Here is a 22666-nt window from a genome sequence, read left to right as displayed (position 1 = left end):
GAGCCGTGGGCGATCCCATAGCCGCCGCGTAGCCACCCCGCAGCCGCCCGCGTAGCCGCCCCCATGCGGAAACGGCCGGGAATCGTCGATCGTGAGCCGGGTGGTCACAGGGTTACTCGCCGCCGCCTTCGTGGTCGCCTCGTCGGCCGTGCGGGCGGCGGACGCCGGCCTCGGGTCACCTCGTCCCGCTGAAACACATCAGCCGAAGTCCCCTGGAGTCGGAAGAGCGGCGCGGGGACGCTGTCGGCGAGGAGCTGGTAGCCGGCCGGATCGAGGTGGAGGTGGTCGCCGTCGTCGATCGCGGTCAGGAGCCGGGCCGGTCGCCGGGGGTCCCGGGCCGCCCGGTCGAATGCCCGTTCGACAGCCCGGCCAGCAGCACCTCCAATGCCAGCGCCGTATCAGGATGAAGACCGAGCAGCGCCGCCCCGGACGGGCCAGGTGCCGTCGTCCGCCACGTACCGTCGCAGCCCAGTAGCCCGGCCACCGCGTCGCACGTCGCGGGGTGGGCGGCGAGCAGCGCGGCACCGCGGTTGTCGTCCGCGCTCCGCGCCGAGGCCGGGGCCTCCGGCGCCGGCTGCGCCCGCCACGGCGGCACCCACGCGTCCAGCGCCGCCAGCCGGCCGGGGAAGATCCGTCCGGCCTCCCGGATCAGCAGCGGGGCCAGCTCGGTGCCGCTCGAGCGCAGGGTGGTGATCAGGGTGGGCAGCCACGGCAGGAGCACCGGGTCCGGCAGCCGTCCGAATGCGTTCGACACCGCTTCCACGACGAAGTCGGTGAGGGCCGGGACAGGCTCCAGGGCGTGCACGAAGCCGCTGAGGTAGCGCGGATAGGCGGGCACCACCAGAGGGTTGCCGAGCAGCTCGTCGCACCTTGTCCGAAGGTCCGCGCGGGAGAGGTTCCCGAGCTGTGTCTGCGCCGCCCACAGCAGCGCCGTCTTCGAGGGGTCCGCCGGATGCGACTGGCCGACGGCCAGCTCCAGTTGGGTCCGGTCGCAGCCAAGCGACAGCGCCAGGCTCTCCATGCTGAACAGGAAGCCCAGCATCGCCGCGACGTGACGGACGGTGGCGTCCTCGTCGGTGAACGCCGTGGGCAGCAGGGTGCAGTAATGCGCGTACCCGGTCTTGACGAAGGACTCGATCCATGGGGGCAGCGTCGGCTCGTTGGTGCGGTAGTACGCCAGCAGTCGGCGAACCCGGCGCAGTACCTCCGGCGCGCCGTCGACGCTGCGTTCGGTCGCCAGCACCTCCAGGGCACGGGTGCCCAGTTCGTCCGCGAGGCGGCGGCTGCGCAGGTACAGCGTGGCGTCCTCGACGGTCCCCAGAACCGTCGCCGTGGTGGCCTGCGGACCGTACGCCGTCCGGCGCAGACGCTGTTCAAGGACCTGTTCGATGCTGACGCCCTCGTAGCCGAGCTCGATGAGCGCGCGCTGGTGGGTGCCCAGCGCCAGGTCCCACGACTCCTGGATCGACCGCTCCCCCAGCTTCCGCTCGCCCATGATCGGCCGCGCGGCGCCCTGGGGCAGCAGATGGCGGAGCATCCACAGCACGTCGGAGCAACGCTCCAGTTCCGGCTGGGCGGCTATGTTCAGCAACGCCCTTTGCACGCCGCGCTGTTGGAGCTTGAGGTTCAGCGGCGCGAGCCGGTCGTGCACGTCGCGCGCCAGCGGTGGCAGCGCGTCGTAGCCGACCTGGCCGACGCGGTCGCCGCCCATCATGATCTCCACGAGCCGCCGCACATCGCGCCGGCCCGGCACGATGTCCTTCTCGATGCAGGTGACGGCCGCGTCCTGGAAGTCGTACGGCGTCGGCCTGGCCCGGTCGCGCATCCCGGCCAGCAGGATCGACGTCTCGAACACGGCGATGGCGTCGGCGGTGGAGGCGAGGTAGCCGTTGCGGCGCGCAGCCCGCACGATCTCCACGGACCAGCCGAGCAGTTCGTCCTCGTCCAGCCGGTCGAGGACGGGCGGCCGCCGCAGGAAGCCGGTCAGTTTGTCCGCGGGTGGGAGCGCCGGTGCCGCAGCCGCCGCGGCCACGGTCTTCTTCGCCCTCGACTTCTTCGCGCCCGCCTGTCCCGCCAGACGGTAGGGCTTCACACGGGTGCGGCTGACGTTCTTCGCCCAGACGGTCGCGGCGATCGACACCGAACCGGCGGCGAGGCCGAACTGTGCCTCGATCGCCGCGTGGCTGGACGGGATCAGGCCGTGCTGCCACTTGGTCGCGCTGCGCGGGGCGATCTCGAAGGTGTCGGTGCCGTGGACGCCGAACTCCTCGACCCGGCTGGCCGCGTGGAAGGCTCCGCAGACATAGAGGCAGTCGTCGGGATCGGTGCCGGTCGCGGTGAGGTGCTCGCGCATCCTGGTCCACATGTAGCGCTCGCGGTCCTCGTCCACCCGCACCCGGTGCGGGTCGCCGGGTGCGAGGCGCCGGAAGAGGCTGCCGATCAGGAGCATCACCTGGCGGTAGGTGTCGTGGTCGCTGTCGCCGAGCGGCAGTTCGACGTACTGGTGCCACCACTCCGACCAGTGCCGCACCCTGCCGTGCCGCAGCAGGTGTTCCTCCAGTTCGGCGAAGCGCGGGCGCAGGTCGCCGATCTCCACGCCGACCGCGTCGCCGTGCAGCGCGGCCTCCTCCTCGACGGGCGGGGCGTCGGGGTCGGCGGGCTCACCGGCGTGCGTGCCGCGCGCGTCCCACTGGAAGACGTGGTCCGAGGAACGGTCGACGAGGACGAGTTCGACGCCGGGCGTGTCCAGTGCGTAGGCGATCGCCTGGTACTCGGCGGAGGCCTCGGTGATCGGTGCGACCACCGACAGCGGCGACCACTCGGCCGGGAAGCCGTCGATCTCGGTCGCGAACGCCTGGACGGCCACCGGGAGCCTGCAGTTGCGCAGTTCGGCCAGCAGCGGCGCCATGTCCTCACACAGCTCCAGGTACACGACCTTCGGCTGTTTCTCGCGCAGCCGGCGTGCCATGGCCAGCGCCGAGGCGGGCGAGTGGTGGCAGACGGGGAAGATCTCCAGGGGCTCGCGCACCGCGCGGTCGACGTCCTCGACGATGCCGAGGAGGATGCCCTCCAGCGCGTCGGGCCCGTCGGCCAGCGTCGTGGCGGCCCCCTGCAACTGCGCGCGCAGCGCTTCGAAGGTGCCCTCGTGCGTACTCGCGTGCGTGCCGCTCATAGTCCCGTCCTGGGTGCTCTCGTGCGCGCCGTTCACGGTCCCGTCCCGCGTGCTCTCGTGCCGGCCGCTCATGACAGGGTGGCGATCGCGTCGCGGCCGCCCTCCAGGAACTCCGGCCAGCATCCGCCCTCTTCCTTGCTGCGGGGCTCGACCACGCCGTGCAGGTACTTGTTGAGGATGGCCAGGTCCTCGGGCTCGCGCCGGGCCAGTGACCCGACGAGCGAGGAGGCCAGGGTGTGGGCGGTCAGGGCGCGTTCGCCGAAGAAGTTGCTGTGCAGGATCGCGTCCTCGAGTACGCCGATCTGCTCGGCGGTGGACAGCGCGGACTCCAGCTTCTCGTCGTCGCTGCCGGCCGCTGCCGCGGAGGCGCGCAGGTCGGCGAAGCTCTGCAGCAGCACGTCGAGCAGGGTCGGCGGCACGTCCAGCTCGATCTGGTGACGGCCCAGCAGTTCCTCGGTTCGGAAGCGGACGATCTCCGCCTCGCTCTTCTTGTTCGTCACCACGGGGATGCGTACGAAGTTGAAGCGGCGCTTGAGCGCCGAGGACAGGTCGTTGACTCCCCGGTCGCGGCTGTTGGCGGTGGCGATGATCGAGAAGCCGGGCTGGGCGAAGACGATGTTGTCGCTGTCCAGCTCCGGGACCGAGATGTACTTCTCGGACAGGATCGAGATCAGCGCGTCCTGGACGTCGCTGGTGGAGCGGGTGAGTTCCTCGAAACGGCCGATCGCGCCGGTCTCCATCGCGGTCATGATCGGCGAGGGGATCATCGACTCCCGCGACTGGCCCTTGGCGATGACCATGGACACGTTCCAGGAGTACTTGATGTGGTCCTCGGTGGTGCCGGCCGTACCCTGCACCACCAGCGTGGAGTTGCGGGAGATCGCGGCGGACAGCAGCTCGGCCAGCCAGCTCTTGCCGGTGCCGGGGTCACCGATGAGCAGCAGACCGCGGTCGGAGGCCAGTGTGACGATGGAGCGCTCGACGAAACCGCGGTCGCCGAACCACTTCTGCGAGACCTCCCGGTCCAGACCGTCGGAGCGCTCGGAGCCCAGGATGAACAGACGGACCATCTTCGGGGACAGCCGCCAGGAGAAGGGCTTGGGGTTGTCGTCGATGGACTCCAGCCAGTCCAGTTCCTCGGCGAACTTGATCTCGGCGGGGGCGCGCAACAGGTCGGACATCACAGGGCCTTTCTGAACGGGAAAAAGCTGAGCGAGAAGTGTCTGAGCGGGCGACAGGCCCTAAGCGAGGAACGTCTTGAGCTCGTGGACGAGCTTGCGTATGTGGCCGGAGAGCACCGGCGTACCGAGGTCCTTGAAGCGCTCGCGGAACCACGGGTTGACGCTGCCGCGGCCGGAGCTGGTCACCGAGCCGACCGGGATGAACTTGGCTCCCGAGCGGTGGATGGCCGCCATGCTGTCGAACAGCGGCTCGGACCGCCATTCGTAGAAGTCGGAGATCCACACCACGACGGTGTTGCGGGGCTCGGCGATCTTCGGCTGGGCCAGGGCCATGGCGACCGTGCCGTCGGTGCCGCCCCCGAGGTTGGTGCGCAACAGGGTCTCGAAGGGGTCGTGCACCCATGGTGTGAGGTCGAGTGCCTGGGTGTCGTACGCGATGAGGTGGACGTCCACCTTCGGCAGCCCGGCGAATATGGACGCCAGGATGGTGCAGTTCACCATGGAGTCGACCATCGAGCCCGACTGGTCCACGACGACGATCAGCCGTTGGGGCGTCGTCTTGCGCGCGGTGTGCCGGTAGTAGAGGCGGTCGACGTACAGCCGCTCCTCCTCCGGGCTCCAGTTGGTGAGGTTCTTCCAGATCGTGCGGTCGAGGTCGAGGTTGCGGAAAACCCGCTTGGGCGGGACCGAGCGGTCCAGCGCGCCCACCGTGGTCTTCTCCACCTGGGTGCGCAGCACTTGGGCGACCTCGTCGACGAATCGGCGGATCAGGGCCTTGGCGTTGGCCAGGGCCACGCCCGAGAGGTTGTTCTTGTCCCGCAGCAGTTGCTCGATCAGCGACATGCTCGGGGTCAGCTGCGCGGCGAGCTTGGGGTCGGCCAGCACCTCGCGCAGGCGCATCCGTTTGACGAGGTCGGCCTCGATCGCGCCGAGTTCCGGGCCGATCGCCGGAATCAGCCGGCTGCGGTCGGGGGTCGTGCCCGGGCCGCCGGTGCCGGTCGGGCCGACCCCGGGTCCCGCCGTGCCTGCCCCGGATCCCGCGCCGGCGCGGCCGCCGCGCAGTTCGCCCGGCTTGCAGCCGAGTGCGCGCTCCAGCCAGCCCGCGTCGGACTGCCAGCGCGCCAGCTGTCCGGCGGTGACCGTGCCGGAGCCGGCGGCGAAGACGTTGAGCAGCACCTTCGACACCAGTGCCGCGCGTCGTACTTCGGCGGCCCGGACCCGGGCCTCGTCGTCGTCGGCCTCGGGCACCATCAGCCCGTCGAAATCGGCGGCCAGTTCCGGATGGCGCTGCACGATCGAGTCGACGGAGGCGCCCGGGTCCAGCAGCGCGGACGGCAGACCGATGTCCTCGACGACGGCGAGGCTCGCCGACTCCAGCGTGGCCTGCTCCTCGGGGTCGAAGAGCCGGGCGAGGAGCCGCCAGTACAGGACCTGACGGCGGTTGTCGTGGGGGTCCGCTTCGGGGTGGGGTGAGGTCGTCGCGTCGGTCATTTCCGCAGCAGCCTTCCGGCGCGCTCCCGCAGCACGGCCACGGCGTCGGTGGCGGCCTTCTCGGCCTTGACGCCGACCTTGTCGGCCGTGCCCCCGGCCCATGCCCCGGCGTGGAACGCGACGGGCTTCTTCCGCACGGTCGTCTCGACGGCCAGCGGCTGGACGCGATACGTTCCGGCGTCCCACCGGAGCAGCCCTATGCAGGCGTTCGACGTCGCGACGGCCTCGGGGGTGAGCGGGCCGGCGGTCGGAACGCGGTCGGTGTCGACGGCGAGAGGGTGTCCTGCGACCGTGAACGTCAGTGTCTCGTCGTCCTTCCGGGCGGCGTAGCCCTCCAGGAACACGGGGACGGCGATGCGCGTCGGGTGCCGGTCCAGCGGTGCGGTCGCCGGGTCAGTGGCGGTGGGCAGGGCGACGCGGGCGGTGGTGAAGGCGTCGGCGGGCTCGCTCGGGTGGGCGTGCTCGTCGCTCCAGATCAGGTCGCCCTCGGCGGTGACCGGCATGTCGGTGAGCTCCATCGAACGGCCTTCGCCGACGGCTGCCAGGAGCGACATGTGCGGGCGCAGCAGCTGCCAGAGGCCGGCTCCGACGACCGTGTCGGGCTTCGGCACCGACACGGTGGCGCGCACCAGGCCGGGCGCGGAGCCGTCGGCGGGTTCGAACACCGCGTGGACCTGGGCCTGTGCCGCGGTCGCGTGTTCCTGCAGGTCGACTCCCAGGGGCAGCAGACGACCGGTGGCGGTACCCGGCGCGGGCGCCTCGGCGGCACCGGGCAGCGTCAGCAGCATCCCGCGTGACCAGAGGTCGCCCCAGCGGCGTGCCGGGATCCTCTCCAGGGCCGAACCGGGGCAGGACGCGGCGAGTTCGGCGGCGAAGCCGTCGAGGAGCGTCGCCGGCCGGCGCAGGGACGGGTCCGGAAGCATCGCGGAGACGACCTGCGCCGCCCCGGACACCACCTCGTGGTCGATGCCCTGCCATCCGGCGCGGGCGAGATCGCAGAGCCAGGCGCGGGCGGCGGCGAGCAGGTTCGCCGCCTGCTGCCCGCCGGTCACCGGGACGGCCTCCTCGCCGCGGGGGCGACCGGTCGCCTCCGTGACGCGGGTCATCAGTGCGTCGTGGACGGAGCCGAGCAGTGCGGTGCGGGCGGCGGCGAGGGCGACGAAGTGGTCTTCGCCCGCTGCTCCGGCCGCCGCCTTCGCCGCCGCCTCGGAGACCCGGGCGGCCAGCGGTGTCCCCGCGACGGCGTGCGCGAGCTCGGTCAGACCGGCGGCCTGGGCGGGTTGGGGACGCAGCAGGCCCGCGACGAGAGCCTGGTCGAAGGCGTCGACGGCCGCCAGCGCTTCGTCGAGCCCGGCGATGGTGTCGGAGAGCAGGTCCGCGCGCATCACGCCACCGCCCTGGTCGGCGGGAACCACTGCATCTCCGGCAACGGCGCGGTGGTCGGGGCGAGTTCGAGATAGGCCAGGTGCCGCAGGAACCGGCTGAAGACGGGCGCGGCGGCCTTGGTGTCTCCCTGCGCCGGCCGTGTGTTGCCCATGACGTGGGCGATGGTCTGTCCGCTCGGCTCGCCGTCCGCGAGCTCGACCCTCAGATAGCGGGCGACGCGCTCGGCGCCGTACTGCAGTACCGCCTCGTTGATCAGGGCCCGGATGTGATTGCAGAACATGCCCCGCGCGCCGCCGCAGGGGCGGTTGTTGTTCGTGCTGCAGGCGAACGCGTAGGTGCCGGCCGCGACCGACGAGACGTAGACCCGCTCGATGTCCGAGCCGCTGGACACCACGCCCTGGAGGCGTCCGTCGGCCAGTTCGACGAACGGCACCTTGGCGAGCTTTCGCGGCCGCGCGGGCACTGTCACCCGTGCCGTGCTCGACCTCTCCCAATCCGACAACGCACCATCTCCTATGCATCAGAGGGGACTTCCGCGCCACGTCGGCGGGACACGACTGAACATAGCGGCGACCACTGACAACGCCGTTTTCGAGAAGGCTCTGGACAGGCTGCTGAGCGGCATGCGCCCCTACCTGTTCGGCAATTCCCTCCGGATCCTCCGTTCCGATGACCTTCTCCAGGAAGTCACCCCCGCCGTCTACTCGGCGCCGGCCAGCTGGGCCCGGAAGAAGTCGGTCAGCTTCTCGACCGCGGGTCCGACGTACTGCTCCTTGTCGTAGAGGTCGACGTGGCTGGCGCCGTCGATCCAGTGGAGCTCCTTCGGGGCGCGGGCGTTCTGGAACGCTTCCACGCTCATCCAGGAGGTCACCGCCTCGCGTCCGACGATCATGAGGAGCGGGCGCGGCGCGATCAGGTGGACGAAGCGGAAGGCGTCGAAGAAGGCCATGCGGTCGACGCTGGACCAGGTGAAGGACTTCGCCGAGCGTGGGTGCTGTGCGCGGTCGGAGCAGTAGTGCTCGCAGCCCTCCACGGCGTGCCGGCCCCCCAGCACGCGGGCCTGCTCGGCCGTGTCGGGGAAGAGGGGGAAGGTCTGGACTCCCTCACCGCGGGCCTCGGCAGTGCGTGCGGCCGCGGCCGCGGCGAGCATGCCGTGGAAGACGGCCGGATCCTCGGCGCCGTCGGCGCCGTCGCGGAACTGGCGGGCGATGTCCACGGCGCTGACGGTGCCGACGGCCTTGATCCGGTGGTCGGACGCCGTCGCGCTGAGGACGTAGCCGCCGGAGGCGCAGATGCCCAGCGCTCCGATGCGGTCAGCGGCTACATCGTCACGGGTAGTGAGGTACGAGACCGCTGCCTTGATGTCCTCGACCCGGTGGGCCGGGTCCTCGAGGCCGCGCGGCTCGCCCTCACTCTCGCCCTGGTAGGCGGCGTCGAACGCGAGGGCGACGAAGCCTTGCGCGGCCAGGCGAAGCGCGTACAGGCCGGCGGCCTGCTCCTTCACACCGCTGCCGGGATGGCTGACGACGATCGCCGGGCGCGGGCCGACGGCCCCGTCGTCCGGCGTGTACAGGTGGCCGGCGAGCTTCAGGCCGCCACTGGGAAAGGTGACGTCGGTCCTCACGGGGATGCTCCAGTCGCAGAGGAACGGGCTCGCGGGGGGGCGGGCTCCGGTGGCCTCCTGCTGACGGCCACACGTCCACGGTGGCGTCGGAGCCATGGGGGTACCAGGGAGGGTGCTGCCTATGCACGCCAGTACCAGGCGCGCGGCTGTCCGACTGCGGACACTTAAGTCATGGAACTCCAGGACAACGCTTCCGGCGGCAACGAGCTGGGCAATTTCCTGCGCTCCCGCCGTGCCGCCCTCGATCCGCACCAGGTCGGCCTTCCCGACGACGGCCGTCCGCGCCGAGTACCGGGCCTGCGCCGCGAGGAGCTGGCCCAGCTCGGTCACGTGAGCATCGACTACATCGTCCGTCTGGAGCAGGGGCGCACCCACCGGGTCTCGCGCCCGGTCCTCGACGCGCTCGCCGACGCGCTGCAACTCGCCCCGGACGAACGCGCCTACCTCTTCACCGTCGCCGATGTCACCCCCAGCGCTCCCACACCCAGACCGGGCAGGCAGCAGGTCGACCCGCAGCTGCGGCAGCTGCTCTCGACCATGCACGACATCCCCGCCATGATTCTCAACCGGCGCATGGACGTCCTGGCCTGGAACCGGGGGGCGGCCGCCCTGCTCACCGACTTCGGCGCGCTCGCCCCGGCCGGACGCAACCTGATCCGGCTGACCTTCCTCGACGACGCCTACCGTGGGCTGTACGCGGACTGGCCGCAAGCCGCGCGCGAGTGCGTGGCCGTCCTGCGCATGGAAGCCGGCCGCCACCCCAAGGACCAGGCCCTCGCCACGCTGATCGGCGAGCTGAGCCTGCGCGATCCGGACTTCCGCACCTGGTGGGCCGACCACCGGGTCCGCGGGCCGCGTCAGCTCACCAAGACCTACCTCCACCCCGTCGCGGGCAGCATCACCCTGGACGTTCAGCAGTTCACCGTCGACACGCAACCCGATCAGCAACTGGTCGCGTACACCGCCCCACCCGACTCTCCCTCCCAGGAAGCACTGCGCTTCCTCCTCCAGTGGGCGGCCGCGAGCGGCAGCAGGCCCAACTGCCCTGCGCCGGGTGAATGTTGAGCGTGTGCCGGCGAAGTTCGAGCGACTACCCCGCACCGCCCGGCATCACGCCGAGACCTTCAGTAGCCGGAGTGGTCCGCGAGCCAGTCCATAGCGGCCGCGCCGGCATTGAGGACGGAGATGTGTCCGTCGCCCGGGCGCAGCCGCAGTTCCGCCGCGGGGCAGCGGCTCGCGAGCCACTGGCTGTGTGAGCTGGGCACGACCCGGTCCTGGGTGCCGTGCAGGAAGAGGACCGGCGCGCTGACCTGCCCGGGATCGAATCCCCACGGAGCGGCGTAGGCGAGGTCGTCGTCTATCAGGCCGCCCGGGCCGGCCTCCACGGCGGGAGCGACGACGTCGCCGAACCAGGACCACTCATCACAGAGCGCGGCATGGTCGGCCGGGGTGAACATCTCCGGGTCGTACTCGGCACCCGCCTCGTAGTTCTCCTTCGCCGCGCGCCCCAGGGCGGCAGCACGCAGGGACGCCGCGCCGGAGTCCGTCATGCCCGCGAACCAGTCGAGCCCTTCGGCGCCGAACGGAGCCGGCCCCGCCACGCTGACCACACCGAGGACACGTTCTGGCAGCAGCGCGCCGCATGCCAGGGCGTGCGGACCGCCACCCGAATGACCCATGACCGCGAACCGGTCGATGCCCAGCGCATCGGCGATGCTGGAGACGTCGGCGGCCACCGATGCGACATTCCGGTCCGGGCGGCGGGTTGATCCTCCGTATCCGGGACGGTCATACGACACCCAGCGGATACCGAGCCGGGCGGCGGCCGGGAAAAGGGGCTCGGGAGGTGCGCCGATGTTCGGCGTGCCGTGGTGCCAGAAGACGACGAGGCGACCGTCGGATCCTTCCGCATCGGTGTCGTAGACATGCAGCCTGCGACCATCGCTCAGCTCCAGATCAGTCTCCGTCACACCGCCACCCCTGACGCCCGAACATCCCCGGTCACCTCAACTTCGGTAGCACGAACCTAGAGGTCATCACCCTTCGGTGACAACGAACAAGCTTCCATGGCACAGGACACCATCTGTCGCTGCGAGTCGCAGCCGGCGCATCGACTCGGCAGAAAATCGAACACGCGGCCTAATTATGGGCATGGAGCACGCACCCTTCCTCCCTGACCTGATCGAGCTCCAGGCGCAGTGGCAGCTCACCTATGCGGCGCTGGCCGTGCCGCACCCGGTGCACACCACCGCGCTGCGCCGCCGCCCGCAGACCCTGTCCGGCCGACTGCTGTTTCACCCGTACTGGTCCGGCCCGGGACGAACGCCGGCAGCGCGCGACGCCTCGGTGATGTCCGCGAACGAGCCGCTCAGGTGGATGCCGTGGCGGCCCCACGACCGCTTCGTGGTCTGCGAGGGGCAGCCGCCCGCGAGGGGATCGCGGGCGGCTGCCGGCATTCTTGTGCGAGGTGCCGGTGCCTACGGTGCCACGGGATCGCCGTCCCCCAGTTGCAGCCACCACACGTCGTGGTGGTCGCGGGAAAGTTCCAGCACCTGCTTCTGCCCGTCGCTGAAGCGAAGCTTGACGCTGGTCAGGTAGGGCACCCCGCGGTCCTGCACGATCGCTTCGACGGGTTCGCCGGCGTGTGCGCCGTACCGGGTGATCAGCTTCTGCGCGGCCGGTTCCCGGCCGGTGTACCAGGGGGCGCCGATGCGAGCCAGGTCGGTGGCGTCACCGGCCTGAAGGCGCTGGACGTACACCTTGACGAGCGGTTCGACGTCGTCGGCGGTCTCCTTGACATCGGGGTACTCGGATTTCACGGCGCGGACGGTGACTTTCACCGCCGGCGTCTTCCGCAGTGCGTAGGGGGCGGGGTCCCGCAACAGCCACCAGGTGGTGACTGCCGCTCCCAGGACGGCCAGAGCCACCGCCGCCACCCACAGGCGTTTCCTGTACGACTCGGTCATCAGTACCACCCTGGAATGACGTGGAAGATGTCCGCCCAAGTGCCCTCACTCAAGAAGGAATCCAGGCGCTTGTCGAGACGGGCGCTGGTGTGCGCGCTCACGTAGGCCTTTCCGTGCGCCATTTTGGTGATGACGCCCGCGTGGTCCCAGCCGCCTCGGCCTTGCCAGTTGAACAGGACGATGTCACCGACCTTGGCCTCATACTGCTTCGATTCGGTGTTGATCATGCCCCTGCTGTGGCGTTCCAGGAACCTGTGCAGGTAGTCGGCGCCCGTCCAGGTGTAGGAGTTGTAGTGGTAGCTCACACCGTGCGGTGCCGTTTTCCAGATGCTCCACCAGTTGTCCACGCCCTTCCTGTCCTTGTTCACGCCCTTCATACGCATGCCGCCGCCCGAGTGCAGAGCCTTGGAGACGAAGTTGGTGCAGTCCTCGCCGTACTCGGGATAGGCGTTGTAGTTCGCCTTCGCCCATCTCGCCGTGCCACTGCCGTTGAGGGTCGCGTTCGCGATCTGCGCCGCGGAGGCCAGAGACGCAGGGGGGTCGACGCCAACCCCGCGGGTAGCGGTCGTGGTGCCGTCGTCGCTCTCCACGGTGCCGTAGGTGACGGCGCCCAGGGCACGCTCGTCCTTCGCGAGGTGCTGTTCGTACTGCCCGGCGTTCATCCTGCTGCGCAGCACCGGGGTGTCCCCGCCCGAGAAGGTGTACAGGACCGTCTCCTCGGAGGTCTCCGGGTCCTCGGGCGTGTCCGCCGGTGTCTGCTGCCCGCTCACCGTCACGCGAACGGCCACCGATCCGTCGGCGGAGGGCAGCACCAGGGCGTCGGAGAGGCTGGAGGTGACCGACGTGTACGTCAGCCCGTTCGTCTTCAGGGAGTCGCGGGTGTCGATCAGCCAGGACTCTTCCGCCTTCAGCAACCACGTGTACATGGCTGCGTTCGGGCGTCCGCTCACCGCCGCGGCGGCATTGTTCTGCGTGCCCGTCGTCAAGGAGGCGCCGGCGTCGAGGTATTCGCCGATCGCCCGCGTGTAGGTGGCGCTGTCGAGCGGGGCGCTCAGCGGCCGGGTCTGCGCGCTGGTGACGCTGTCACTCGTGCCGTACGGGTTCGAGGCGCTGACCCGGAAGGTGTACGTGGTTCCGTTGGTGAGGCCGGTGATCACAGCGTCCGTGCCCTTGGTGGTCAGCTTGGCCACCACCGCGCCCGAGGAGTCGAGGGCTGTCACCTCGTAGCTGAGGACGGAGTCGTTGTATCCGCTGTCGTCGCCGGCTTCCCAGATGACCACGGCTCCCTTGTCCCCGGCCCGGGCGCGGACCGACGTGGGCGGTGACGGCGCTGTGGCCGATGCGTAGTCGACGGTGAGCGTGGCGGAGATGAAGCTGATGCCCGCCGTGCTCGGTGCGTCGTCGGGGCGGCGGAGCACCAGGCCGTTGTTCACGTCCGCCCCGTCGGTCCAGCCCGTGACCAGGCCTGTGACGTCGATCGACCACGGCGCGGTGGCGGACACGTTGGCCTCCGGGGCCGTGGCGGCGTCCAGTTGGCTTCCCGTGCCGGTCGTGGCCCAGGCGGCGTTGAGGGCGTGCACGTCCAGGCCGGGCATGGTGCCGCCTGACTGGAGCTTGAGCACGGCGTTGGTCACCCGGGCGCCGGCGGGGACCTTTGAGAGGTCGGCCTTGAGGTAGCTGCGCCAGTTCTTGCCCGAGACGCTGCCGGCCTTCAGGCCGGTGCCGGTCTGACCGACGCAGGCGTCAGAGTCGGTGCAGACAGTGGCCTGGGTGAGCGGCAGCTCCACCGAGGAAGTGGCGGCCACTTGGTCCGGCTCCGCACCGGAGCCTGCGGTGATCGGGGCCTTGTCGGTCCACGCGGAGCACTTTCCCGCGTAGCAGGCCCTCATCGACCAGTCGAACGGGCCGCCGGAGGTGAGCCGGTCGGCGGGAATCTGGAAACCGGCACGCTCTCCGTCGGGCACAAGCTGGGTGCCCAGGGTCTTGGTCCCGTCGGCGCCGCCGAGGCGGAACTGGGCCTCGACCATCCCGCCGTTGGGCGAGGTGACGACGCCGCTGACGAGGGGCGCGGGAGTGTCCGTCGCGCCGGCCTGAAGCTGCGTGGGAAGGTCGGCGGGCTGCACGGCAGTCGCATCAACCCGAAAAGCCTTCCAGCCGGACCATGCGGAGGTGTCGAGCCCGTCACCGGTACGGGCGCGCATCTGCAGGTGGCTGCCGTCGGGTGCCACCGACGCGGTGGGGATCCGCGCGGTGGCCACGGTCCCGGGCGCGAACGCGGCGGTCTTTCCGGTCCAGGTGTAGGTGGTGTCGGCGAACGCGGGGTCCGGCTGGACCTGGAACTCCGTCACCAGGGAGGAGTCGGCATCGCTGTCGCCGACCTTGACCTGGAACGCGGGCGTCAAGGACGCAGCCGTCGTGAGCGTGGTGCCCGCCTTGAGCGGACTGACATCGAGATCGGTGGGCACCGTCGGAGCGGAGTTGTAGGTGACGATCAGCGACGGCTCGGTGGACGCGTCGTGCGATCCGTCGACGTAGTTGGCGGATCGGTAGCGGCGCCAAGTGAGCGGATCGGTCTCGTCCACGGCCGCGAGCCGCACCCCGTAGTTGGGCTGGCCGTCCGCCCACGCCTGGGCGATGCCGTCGATGTCCCAGGACACCTGTCCGGCGGGGCAGCTGGAGTTGTAGCCCTTGGCCGCCTTCGAGACGGGAGCCGACACGGTGGTCGTGCCCGGCTGGCTGCCCCAGGAGATGGCGGAGGGGTCCCAGTCGCTGGTGACGCGCCGGACCTGGATGCCGGAGTTGTCCGTCGAGCAGGAGGACGAATAGTAGGAGTACATCCTCAGGTCGGCGTCGACGACGTGCTTGCCGAGGAACCGGGCCGTGTCGAACTTGAGGTAGGAGCGGGCGCGCTGCGTCCCGTTGTACGTGCCGGCCTTCAGCTCGCTCGAGCCGCGCTGCGAGGTCGGGTAGTCGTCGTCCTGGATCCAGGTGTCCGTGAGCGGACCGAGCAGGGTGTTGGTCGGGTCCACAGTGACGGGGTACTTCACAGCGGGGTCCGTGAGGAACGACGTGTCCGGCTTGAGGACCAGGGTCTGGCCGTCGGAGCCGTTCTCGACGGAGACGTCCACGTCGGTGACCTTCGCCGGTTCCCCCGAGGCCGAGCCCTCCGTCGCGCCCCACATGACCGGTACGGGGGCGGCGGCGACATGCCTGCCGTTGTCGCTCTCCCACAGCAGGCGGTCGTCGGACGTCTCGCGGAGCTTCAGGCCGTCGGCGGCCACGGGTATCCGCAGCTCCACGTCGTCCTTGGGGCGCTCCTTCAGGACGAGCTGGTGGGAGAAGCCCTCCGGCAGGGCGGAGACCACGAGGTCCTGGTCCGGCCGTACGTTGCTGTAGACGGCGGTGTTGCCGTGGATCTCGGGCTCGGGAAGCTTCCCGTCCCAGCTGATGCCGAGGGTCTTGTCCCCCTCGTCGACCTCGGCGAGAGGGCCGGAGCCGCCGTCGGATATGCGGATGTCCGCCGCGGCCCGTCGCGGCTCAATGCCGCCGTCGCGGCGGACGAGGGTGGTGTCCACGTCATGCCAGGAGCCGTCATCGTCCTTGACCCAGACCGGCCCGGTGGCCGACTCCACGGTCACGGACCCGTCGGAGTTGACGTACGTCGTGGAACTCTCCGTGCGCAGGGCCGTGACCTCCACGCGCTCCCCCGATGCGGCCGCGCTCCTGCGGGCCGCGCCGATCGCCGCATCCTCGTCGTCGGACGCGGCCGCCGCCGACGCCACCGGGGTGGCGGCCACGGCAGGGGGGTGCGCCGCAGGCATGCCGAGCCCGAAGGTCAGGACGCCGGCCATGGCATATGCGGCATAGACCGACGAACGCCCGTTCATCGGTCTGTATCGTTTTTTCATGTACAAGATCCCCGATTTGCAAATGCGTGACACGGCTTCAAAGGATCTTCACAGGCTGATGCCGCCATGTCCATGACCTGCAAGCATGCTGAGACGCACGGCACAACGCGGTCGCCAAGTGGCCTGCCCCCGGGAGCGAGGCGATGGTGTGTTACGTCGTTCACCCCCGTCGGGCGGTGGTCCACGACCCCGAGCTCTGGGAGGACTTGCTGGTCGAACACGGACTCGTTGTCGACCGGATCGACGTGCTCGAGGCTCCCGACGAGGACAACCCCGTCTCCTGCCGTCTCTTCCACGTCCGCCGACGCGCCCGGGTCATGAGCCGACCGCGCACCAGCGTGCCGCCCGTTGCTCGGTCACGGCGGCGCCCCGTCCGCCGGTGGGCGGCGAGGACCGGCGTCCGGCCCCGAGCGACCGGCGCCCCACCGGCACCCTCCGTTCGCGTCCGGGGCGCGGTTCGTGGATTCCCACGTCACGGAGCGTCTGCGCCTCCGAATCGGGGGCACACGGCGGTGGGTCGGGTGCGAACGCCACCCAGCCGAAGACCGCCGCGAGGCGCCGACCCGTGGGAGCCCCGATGCCGACCGCCGTGCCGGAAAGAACCGCAGGAGCGACTGGAGAAGGACCCGAAGCGGTCCGGCCGGGCCGCTGGTCCGTCCTGCCCCGCGGTACCGGCAGGACCGCCGCGCGCATCGGCGTACTGACCGTCGGTCAGGCCGCCTTGATGGTGGGCTTCGGGCTGCTGATCACGGGCCCCGCTCGGAACGTGTGGCCGCTGACGGTCGAGGACAACGTCAACGAGGGATTCGAGCGGATCCGTACGGGCCCGCTCACCACCTTGTCGAACCTCGGCTCGGAGGCGGGCAACACCCTCACGGTGATCGCCATCACCCTGCTGAGCTGCGTGGCCCTGCTGCTCATACCCCGGCTGCCCATGTGGCGCCAGGCCGTCTTCCTCGCTGTCGCCGTCTCGCTCCAGTCACTGGTGTTCCTGTCCGTCACCGAGTCGGTGGACCGTACCCGCCCGGACGTGCACCGCCTCGACGCCTCCCCGCCCACATCCAGCTACACCTCCGGCCACACCGGCGCGGCCACCGCGCTCTATGCCGGACTCGCGGTGCTCGTACTGTCCCGGGTCCGCAGGCCGTGGCGATGGCCGCTGGCCGGACTGCTGTTCCTCGTGCCGCTGGCCGTCGGCGTCGCCCGCCTCTACCGGGGCATGCACCACCCCACGGACGTGATCGGCGGAATCGCCAACGGCGCCCTGTCCCTGCTGATCGTCGGCCGTGCCCTGTTCACCGACAGGTCCGTGGCCGCCGTCCCCTCGCCACGTACCGGGCACAGCGACGCGACCGCCGGGGCCCAGGAGCGCGAGCCCGGCAGCACCGCCGTGATCTTCAACCCCACGGTGACCGGCGAGGCGGCCCTCGAGAAACTGCGGCGCGTCCTCGAACAACACGGCCACCGCGCACCGGCGTTCATCGAGACCACCGCCGACGACCCCGGCACCGGCCAGGCGGCCGGCGCGGTCCATGACGGAGCGACACTGGTCGTGGTCTGCGGCGGCGACGGAACCGTCAGGGCGGCCGCGGACGCCCTGGCCGGCAGCGGGGTACCGCTCGTCGTGGTGCCCTGCGGCACCGGCAACCTCCTGGCCCGCAACCTCGGCCTGCCGCTCACCCCCGCCGCCGCGCTCGACGCCGCACTGTCCGGCACCCCGCACCGCCTCGACCTCGGCCGCATCGAGGGCGACGGCCTCGCCCCCACCCACTTCACCGCGATGTCCGGGGCCGGGCTCGACGCCGCGATGCTGGAACACACCGACGACCGCGCCAAGTCCGCCGTCGGCTGGCCCGCCTACGTACTCGCCACCATCGCCACCCTGCGCACGCCCCGGATGCGGCTGACGGTCCGGCTGGACGACGCGCCCGTCCTGCACCGTACGGCCCGCATGGTGCTCTTCGCCAACGTCGGCACCGTACAAGGCGGTCTCACCCTCCTCCCGGCGGCCCGGCCCGACGACGGACTGCTCGATCTGCTGATCCTCGACCCGCGCGGGCCCGGCGGCTGGATGCGTGCCCTGGGCGTCCTGATGCGCGGACGCGGGGGAAACTCGCGACCCACGACCGTGGACACACTCGTCCCCAAGGGCACCGGCACGAAGGGCGTACCGGTGGAGTTCCTCACCTTCCGGCGGGCCGAACTCACCTTCGCCGCACCGCAGTCGCGTGAACTCGACGGGGACCCGGTGTCCCACGGCCGACGTCTCACCGCCGAGGTCAGGCCCGGCGCGCTGACCGTCCTGCTGCCCACCCGGGAGAAGTAGATGGGCACCGCCACCAGGGTCCCCGAGACCCGCGACATGACCGGCGACGAACTCTCGGCCGACGAGGCGCTGGCGTCGCTGCGCCGCTACGGCCGCTGGCCGCTGCTGCGCGACGCCTTCGTCCGGTTCCGCTACGCCGACGGCTTCAGCCACTCCCGCGCGCTCGCCCTCCAGACGGTGCTGGCGGTGATCCCGCTGGCCATCGCCTTCGTCGGACTCTCCACCGCGCTGCACACGGAGAACATCGGCAGACTCGCCGAACTGACCATCCACCGCATCGCGCAGGGGCCCAGCGCCGACGTCGTCGACGACGCGCTGGCCCGCAGCCGCCACAGGGCGGGCGACGGTGCCCAGCTCGCCCTCTGGTTCGGCCTGGTCTTCTCACTGGTCAACGTCACCACCGCGATGTGCCAGATCGAACGCGGCGCCAACCGGATCTATGGGAACGAACGGGACCGGCCCTTCCGCCAGAAGTATCTGCGCGGGCTCGTGATGTCCCTCAGCGCCGGGATCCCGCTCGGCCTCGGGTTCGTCGTGATGGTGGCCGGCGGCGACGTGGCCGCCGCGGCGGTGACGGTGTATCACCTCGACGGCGACGCCAGGACCGTCTGCGAGATCCTGCGCTGGCCCTTCGGTCTGCTCCTCGCCCTCCTCTCGGCCAGCGCGATCTTCCGCCGTTCCCCCCGGCGCCGACAGCCCGGGTATACCTGGCTGGCCTTCGGCGCCGCCGTGTATCTCGTGCTGTGGACGGTCCTGACCTGGCTGCTGAGCCTGTACCTGGGCATCAGCGGGTCCTTCGACACGGTCTACGGCCCGCTCAGCGCCTTCATGTCGCTGCTGCTCTGGGCCTACCTGACCTCCATCGCCCTCTTTCTGGGGCTGTCCTTCGCCGCGCAGCTGGAGGCCGCGCGGGCGCTGCGGCCCGGTCCGATCACAGCCGACCCGGGAGTCTGAATGGTGGTCCGCGCCACGGCCCAGCGTCTTCGTGACCGTCGCCGCCGGGCGGCCGACCGGAGATTCGGCGTCCACTTGCTCGGTTCGGCCGCCGTCGCCGCCGTCGCCGCCGTCCCCTTCGGCCTGCTGCTCGTCCTGGTCGAGGGTCACTGGCAGCCGCTGCGCCGTCTCGACGTGGGCGCGGCGCGGCGGTTGAACGAGACCGCCCTCGAACACCCGGCGTGGACGGACACCCTTCGTTTCCTGTCCGACCGGGTGTGGGACCCGTTCACCCTGCGGACGGTCGTCGCGCTGCTGACGGTGTGGCTGCTGTACCGCCGGGCCTGGCGACTCGCCGCCTGGTCCGCCGTGACGGCCGTGGCCGGCGGATTCGTCGGGCTGCTGGTCAAAACGGTGGTCGAGCGGGCCAGACCGTCCCTGGAGGACCCGGTCGCGCACGCACCGGGGTTCTCCTTTCCCTCGGGGCACGCGATGACCGCGACCACCTCGTTCGCCGTCCTGCTGCTGGTGCTGCTGCCCATGGTGCCGCGCGCTCTGCGGGCGTGGTGCTGGTGCGCCGCGGTCGTGTCGGTGCTCGGCGTCGGCTTCACCCGGATCGCGCTCGGCGTGCACTGGTTCAGCGATGTCGTGGGCGGCTGGCTCCTGGGCCTCGCCGTGGTCGCCCTCACCACCTGGGCCTTCGAGGCCTGGCGCACCGACGCGGGCCGCGGACGTGCCGGATTGAGGGAGGGACTGGAGCCCGAACTCACCGGAGCCCACCCCGAACCGGGCTCCTCCGGCCGGGAACATCGCGATGAGTCCGTATGCGACTGACGGCAGAGTCCGAGACCAGAGGGTGGGCGACTTCCGCGCCCTGCGGGTCCGTGAGCGGCCCACCGAGGAGGGGGTCGAGGGTGCCGGTCGGACACCGGGGTCATCTCGTCGAGCAGCCTCTGTTCCGGCAGTGAGTTCGACCCGCCCGGAGCGGCGGCCCTTCGGACTGCTGCGGCGTACGGACAGGCCCTGGCGCTCCAGGCGGTCGATGGCGTGGCTCCCCCGCGACGCTGTGGGCGAGTGCATCGGTGATGTCCTGGACCGGGCAGGCGGGTCGTGCGCGGCCACCGTCAGAAGGACGCGCAGGCCGTTCAGGAGACAGCGTCTTTGCTGAACCGGAACGCCCCACCAGGCCGAACGAACCGAGGGACCTGAACCGCGGTGATCGCGCCGGCTGGGCGCCCGGCTGCTTGGTCGCATTCGGCCACCTTCAGCCCGGCTGGAAGAACGCGAGCATCTTCCGGCCGCCGTCCGGCGACATCAGGATTGCCTGGATGCGCGAGGACTGCCGACCGGCGGCGCTGGTGCGTTCGAACATCTCGCGTTCGTATTCCTTGACGGCGGCGGGAAAGTCATCCGGGTGCGCGGCCGGCGCGAGGCCGAGCGGGGCGCCGTCGAGGAGGGCCGTGTTGGCGTCCTGCCCCGGCTCAAGAGCCGCTGGTCGGACGGGACGGCCTGTGCCATGCGCCGCGAGATCGTCCACGGCCCTATGAGCCCCCGCCGATGAGAGCGTCGATACAGCGCTTCGCCGGATCGGCGTCCGCCTTCCGCGGCTACTCAGGTCTGCCCAGGGACCAGCCGGACACGTCCGTGAGCCGGCCGCGCCACAGTGGCATGACCACGGGCCCGCTGGTTCCGGCGACGCCGGTGGCGTCACGCAGATGGATCCACTGCGGCAGCCGTTGCGGGATCTGGTGCCCTTGCTTGTCGGCGAGTGCTTCGTCCACCTGCTCGGGGAACCGTTCCAACAACTGCGCGCCGGGCCCGTCGATTCCGCGCAGGCTGCGCGCCCAGTCGGCTCGCCAACTCTCGTGGGAGACCAGGTCGCCGTAGAGGAAGCCGCCCCCGACGACGAGTGTGATCGGCAGGGCAGCCTGGGCGTCCTGCCCGATCAGCCGTACCAGCATCTGCAGTTGGACGTCGGGCACGGGCTCGGTGACGACCGGCGCGGCGGGCTGGTGCAGTGGATCGCGCTCAGCATTCATGCCAGGCGCCCCTTTCGGTACGGGTGAGCGGGGCAGGGGCGCAGCGATGTCATGTGGGAAGCAGGCCCGTGCGGAGCTTGGTGAGGGTGCGGGTGAGCAGGCGGGATATGTGCATCTGCGACAGGTGCAGTTCGCTGCCGATCTGCGCCTGGGTCATTTCCCGTCCGAAGCGCATCTCGATGATGGCCCGTTCCCGGTCATCGAGTTGCCGCAACAGCGGGCCGAGCGTGTGCAGGTCCTCGAACAGGTCGAGGGCCGGGTCGACATCGCCCATGGTATCCGCGTACCTCGGACCACCGTCGCTGGACTCGTCGTCACTGGCCGGGGTGTCGATGGAGCCGGCGACATAGCCGTTCGCAGCGACGAGGCCCTCAATGACCTCATCCTCGGTCAGGTCCAGGTCGGCTGCGAGTTCCTTCACCGTAGGGGTGCGGCCCAGCACAGCGACGAGGGCTTCCCTGCTCCTCGCCAAACCGACGCGGAGTTCCTGCAGGCGTCGCGGGACGTGTACAGCCCAGGTGGTGTCGCGGAAGAAGCGTTTGATCTCGCCGAGGATGTAGGGGATCGCGAACGAGGTGAACTCGACCTCGCGGGACAGGTCGAACCGGTCGATGGCCTTGATCAGGCCGATGGTGCCGACCTGGATGACGTCCTCCATGTCGCCGCTGCCCCGGTTGCGGAAGCGGCGCGCCGCGAAGGTCACCAGGGACAGGTTCATCTCGATCAGCGTATTGCGGGCGTACTGGTACTCGCGGGTGCCCTCCTCCAAGTCCTGCAGGCGGTCCAGGAACAGCTTGGACAGCATGCGTGCGTCCCTGGGAGCGATCTTGCCGCCGTCCTCGATCCACGGCAGGTCATCCATGGCCTCCAGCCGTCCCGTGCCGCATGCAGATGCTTCGAGGGCGTTCACGGAGGACGTCACGGTGCCGCCTTAGGTGGAAAGCAGGGTGAGCATCTCCTGCCCCCTCTGACCGCATGCATGTCCGCGCGGACCCCATCACTCCGTCATGGCTCGAAAACGCCCGGCCTGGGTGCGACGTCCCGACCAGGAGTACGTTGTTCGCCCTTCGCGGGCTGTGATGACACTGGTCAAGCCGGAGTCACGTGCGATGCCGGACCTCAAGGCTCAGTCGCCTCGGATGCGGGCATGCAGACGCATGTCGTGTCGGCCGTCGTCGTGCACGGCGGCGCCGCGCTCGGTGCCTTCCAGGAGGTAACCGGACTTGGCGGCGACCCTGCACGAGGCATGGTTGCGGGTCGAGTGGTCCAGCTCCAGCCGGTGGAAGCCGATTTCCTGGCGGTATGCGTCGAACCATTCCCGGACCTGGCCCTCGGAGGAGGGCCGCCGCGTGTGCCAGCGGCGGATCTCACCGTCCTGGTAAGCAGACAGGAACGCCGGTGTGTCGGCTTCTTCCCAAGGACGCAGCAGCAACCCCCCGGAAATGGGGAGCACCGGTTGGGGGCAGTCACCGAGCGAGCCGGAGACGATGACGGGCGGCGTCGACAGAGCGCGAGTCATAAGCCATGATCGCCGGACGCCGACCGCACACGTCAACCTCGCAGGCGTAGCCCTTCAAGTACGACGGATCCGTGAGCCCGGCAGGAGTGATCGGTCGGAGACGGCCCAACGCGGCACACAC

General features: G+C 70.5%; 16 protein-coding genes and 1 pseudogene. 4 read left to right on the top strand and 13 right to left on the bottom strand.

Annotation, left to right across the window (positions count from 1 at the left end; genetic code table 11):
- Window positions 1–304: 304 nt before the first annotated feature.
- From ACIQTP_RS40185 to ACIQTP_RS40160, 6 genes are all read right to left on the bottom strand, one after another.
- Window positions 305–3172: a hypothetical protein gene (locus ACIQTP_RS40185; RefSeq protein WP_403409346.1), complete on the bottom strand. Its 2868-nt coding sequence runs from the start codon at window positions 3170–3172 to the stop codon at window positions 305–307.
- 68 nt (window positions 3173–3240) lie between these two features.
- Window positions 3241–4353, bottom strand: coding sequence for an AAA family ATPase (locus ACIQTP_RS40180; RefSeq protein ID WP_403409343.1), 1113 nt, complete (start codon window positions 4351–4353; stop codon window positions 3241–3243).
- 60 nt (window positions 4354–4413) lie between these two features.
- Window positions 4414–5844, bottom strand: coding sequence for a VWA domain-containing protein (locus ACIQTP_RS40175; protein WP_403409340.1), 1431 nt, complete (start codon window positions 5842–5844; stop codon window positions 4414–4416).
- Window positions 5841–7259, bottom strand: a complete 1419-nt coding sequence (locus tag ACIQTP_RS40170; RefSeq protein ID WP_403409337.1) for a hypothetical protein — start codon at window positions 7257–7259, stop codon at window positions 5841–5843. Before ACIQTP_RS40170 ends, ACIQTP_RS40175 begins: the two co-directional genes overlap by 4 nt.
- On the bottom strand, window positions 7229–7699 hold the full coding sequence (locus tag ACIQTP_RS40165) for a hypothetical protein (RefSeq protein ID WP_403409334.1): 471 nt from the start codon (window positions 7697–7699) through the stop codon (window positions 7229–7231). The genes ACIQTP_RS40170 and ACIQTP_RS40165 overlap by 31 nt, the downstream gene beginning before the upstream one ends.
- A gap of 231 nt (window positions 7700–7930) precedes the next feature.
- Window positions 7931–8854 (bottom strand): alpha/beta hydrolase, encoded by a 924-nt coding sequence (locus ACIQTP_RS40160; protein ID WP_403409331.1) that lies wholly within the window; start codon window positions 8852–8854, stop codon window positions 7931–7933.
- Between the two features lie 171 nt (window positions 8855–9025).
- Between ACIQTP_RS40160 and ACIQTP_RS40155 the strand changes: the two genes are divergently transcribed.
- A complete protein-coding gene (locus ACIQTP_RS40155) occupies window positions 9026–9919 on the top strand; it encodes a helix-turn-helix transcriptional regulator (RefSeq protein WP_403409328.1) in 894 nt (297 codons plus the stop codon).
- 59 nt (window positions 9920–9978) lie between these two features.
- Here ACIQTP_RS40155 and ACIQTP_RS40150 read toward each other — a convergent pair whose 3' ends face one another.
- The 3 genes from ACIQTP_RS40150 to ACIQTP_RS40140 form a co-directional block, all read right to left on the bottom strand.
- Window positions 9979–10824, bottom strand: a complete 846-nt coding sequence (locus ACIQTP_RS40150) for an alpha/beta fold hydrolase (RefSeq protein ID WP_403409325.1) — start codon at window positions 10822–10824, stop codon at window positions 9979–9981.
- A gap of 507 nt (window positions 10825–11331) precedes the next feature.
- Entirely contained in the window at window positions 11332–11820 is a 489-nt protein-coding gene (locus tag ACIQTP_RS40145; protein ID WP_403409322.1) for a hypothetical protein, read from the bottom strand.
- The gene (locus tag ACIQTP_RS40140) at window positions 11820–15707 is read right to left on the bottom strand and encodes a DNRLRE domain-containing protein (protein WP_403409319.1); all 3888 of its coding nucleotides are present in this window, start codon (window positions 15705–15707) and stop codon (window positions 11820–11822) included. The genes ACIQTP_RS40145 and ACIQTP_RS40140 overlap by 1 nt, the downstream gene beginning before the upstream one ends.
- A 598-nt stretch (window positions 15708–16305) precedes the next feature.
- On the opposite strand from ACIQTP_RS40140, the gene ACIQTP_RS40135 reads away from it, so the two are divergent.
- The 3 genes from ACIQTP_RS40135 to ACIQTP_RS40125 are packed head-to-tail and all read left to right on the top strand — an operon-like array spanning window position 16306 to window position 19821.
- Window positions 16306–18054 carry a diacylglycerol kinase family protein gene (locus tag ACIQTP_RS40135; protein ID WP_403409316.1) on the top strand — a complete coding sequence of 583 codons (1749 nt, stop codon included), beginning with the start codon at window positions 16306–16308 and terminating at the stop codon, window positions 18052–18054.
- Window positions 18055–19008, top strand: coding sequence for a YihY/virulence factor BrkB family protein (locus ACIQTP_RS40130; protein ID WP_403409313.1), 954 nt, complete (start codon window positions 18055–18057; stop codon window positions 19006–19008). It abuts the gene before it with no gap.
- Complete coding sequence (locus tag ACIQTP_RS40125) at window positions 19009–19821, top strand: phosphatase PAP2 family protein (RefSeq protein ID WP_403409310.1); 813 nt, start codon at window positions 19009–19011, stop codon at window positions 19819–19821.
- 430 nt (window positions 19822–20251) lie between these two features.
- On the opposite strand, the pseudogene ACIQTP_RS40120 reads toward ACIQTP_RS40125, so the two are convergent.
- The 4 genes and pseudogenes from ACIQTP_RS40120 to ACIQTP_RS40105 all read right to left on the bottom strand — a co-directional run.
- Window positions 20252–20464: pseudogene (locus tag ACIQTP_RS40120) on the bottom strand (FAD-dependent monooxygenase); the annotation flags it as partial.
- A 130-nt stretch (window positions 20465–20594) separates the two neighbouring features.
- The gene (locus tag ACIQTP_RS40115; protein WP_403409307.1) at window positions 20595–21026 is read right to left on the bottom strand and encodes a hypothetical protein; all 432 of its coding nucleotides are present in this window, start codon (window positions 21024–21026) and stop codon (window positions 20595–20597) included.
- A gap of 49 nt (window positions 21027–21075) precedes the next feature.
- On the bottom strand, window positions 21076–21888 hold the full coding sequence (locus ACIQTP_RS40110) for a SigB/SigF/SigG family RNA polymerase sigma factor (protein WP_403409563.1): 813 nt from the start codon (window positions 21886–21888) through the stop codon (window positions 21076–21078).
- 264 nt (window positions 21889–22152) lie between these two features.
- The gene (locus tag ACIQTP_RS40105; RefSeq protein ID WP_403409304.1) at window positions 22153–22545 is read right to left on the bottom strand and encodes a GNAT family N-acetyltransferase; all 393 of its coding nucleotides are present in this window, start codon (window positions 22543–22545) and stop codon (window positions 22153–22155) included.
- Window positions 22546–22666 lie beyond the last annotated feature (121 nt).

Origin of the sequence: Streptomyces sp. NPDC090798 (assembly GCF_044768965.1) — a bacterium.
Taxonomy (GTDB): domain Bacteria; phylum Actinomycetota; class Actinomycetes; order Streptomycetales; family Streptomycetaceae; genus Streptomyces.
Note: the sequence above shows the minus strand (reverse complement) of the source record. Positions and strands in the feature narration are given on the sequence as shown.

Coding starts and splice junctions, on each gene's coding strand:
- ACIQTP_RS40185 (WP_403409346.1), bottom strand. CDS start 3,172: ATGAGCGGCACGCACGCGAGTACGCACGAGGGCACCTTCGAAGCGCTG.
- ACIQTP_RS40180 (WP_403409343.1), bottom strand. CDS start 4,353: ATGTCCGACCTGTTGCGCGCCCCCGCCGAGATCAAGTTCGCCGAGGAA.
- ACIQTP_RS40175 (WP_403409340.1), bottom strand. CDS start 5,844: ATGACCGACGCGACGACCTCACCCCACCCCGAAGCGGACCCCCACGAC.
- ACIQTP_RS40155 (WP_403409328.1), top strand. CDS start 9,026: ATGGAACTCCAGGACAACGCTTCCGGCGGCAACGAGCTGGGCAATTTC.
- ACIQTP_RS40145 (WP_403409322.1), bottom strand. CDS start 11,820: ATGACCGAGTCGTACAGGAAACGCCTGTGGGTGGCGGCGGTGGCTCTG.
- ACIQTP_RS40140 (WP_403409319.1), bottom strand. CDS start 15,707: ATGAACGGGCGTTCGTCGGTCTATGCCGCATATGCCATGGCCGGCGTC.
- ACIQTP_RS40135 (WP_403409316.1), top strand. CDS start 16,306: ATGCCGACCGCCGTGCCGGAAAGAACCGCAGGAGCGACTGGAGAAGGA.
- ACIQTP_RS40130 (WP_403409313.1), top strand. CDS start 18,055: ATGGGCACCGCCACCAGGGTCCCCGAGACCCGCGACATGACCGGCGAC.
- ACIQTP_RS40125 (WP_403409310.1), top strand. CDS start 19,009: ATGGTGGTCCGCGCCACGGCCCAGCGTCTTCGTGACCGTCGCCGCCGG.
- ACIQTP_RS40115 (WP_403409307.1), bottom strand. CDS start 21,026: ATGAATGCTGAGCGCGATCCACTGCACCAGCCCGCCGCGCCGGTCGTC.
- ACIQTP_RS40110 (WP_403409563.1), bottom strand. CDS start 21,888: ATGGATGACCTGCCGTGGATCGAGGACGGCGGCAAGATCGCTCCCAGG.
- ACIQTP_RS40105 (WP_403409304.1), bottom strand. CDS start 22,545: ATGACTCGCGCTCTGTCGACGCCGCCCGTCATCGTCTCCGGCTCGCTC.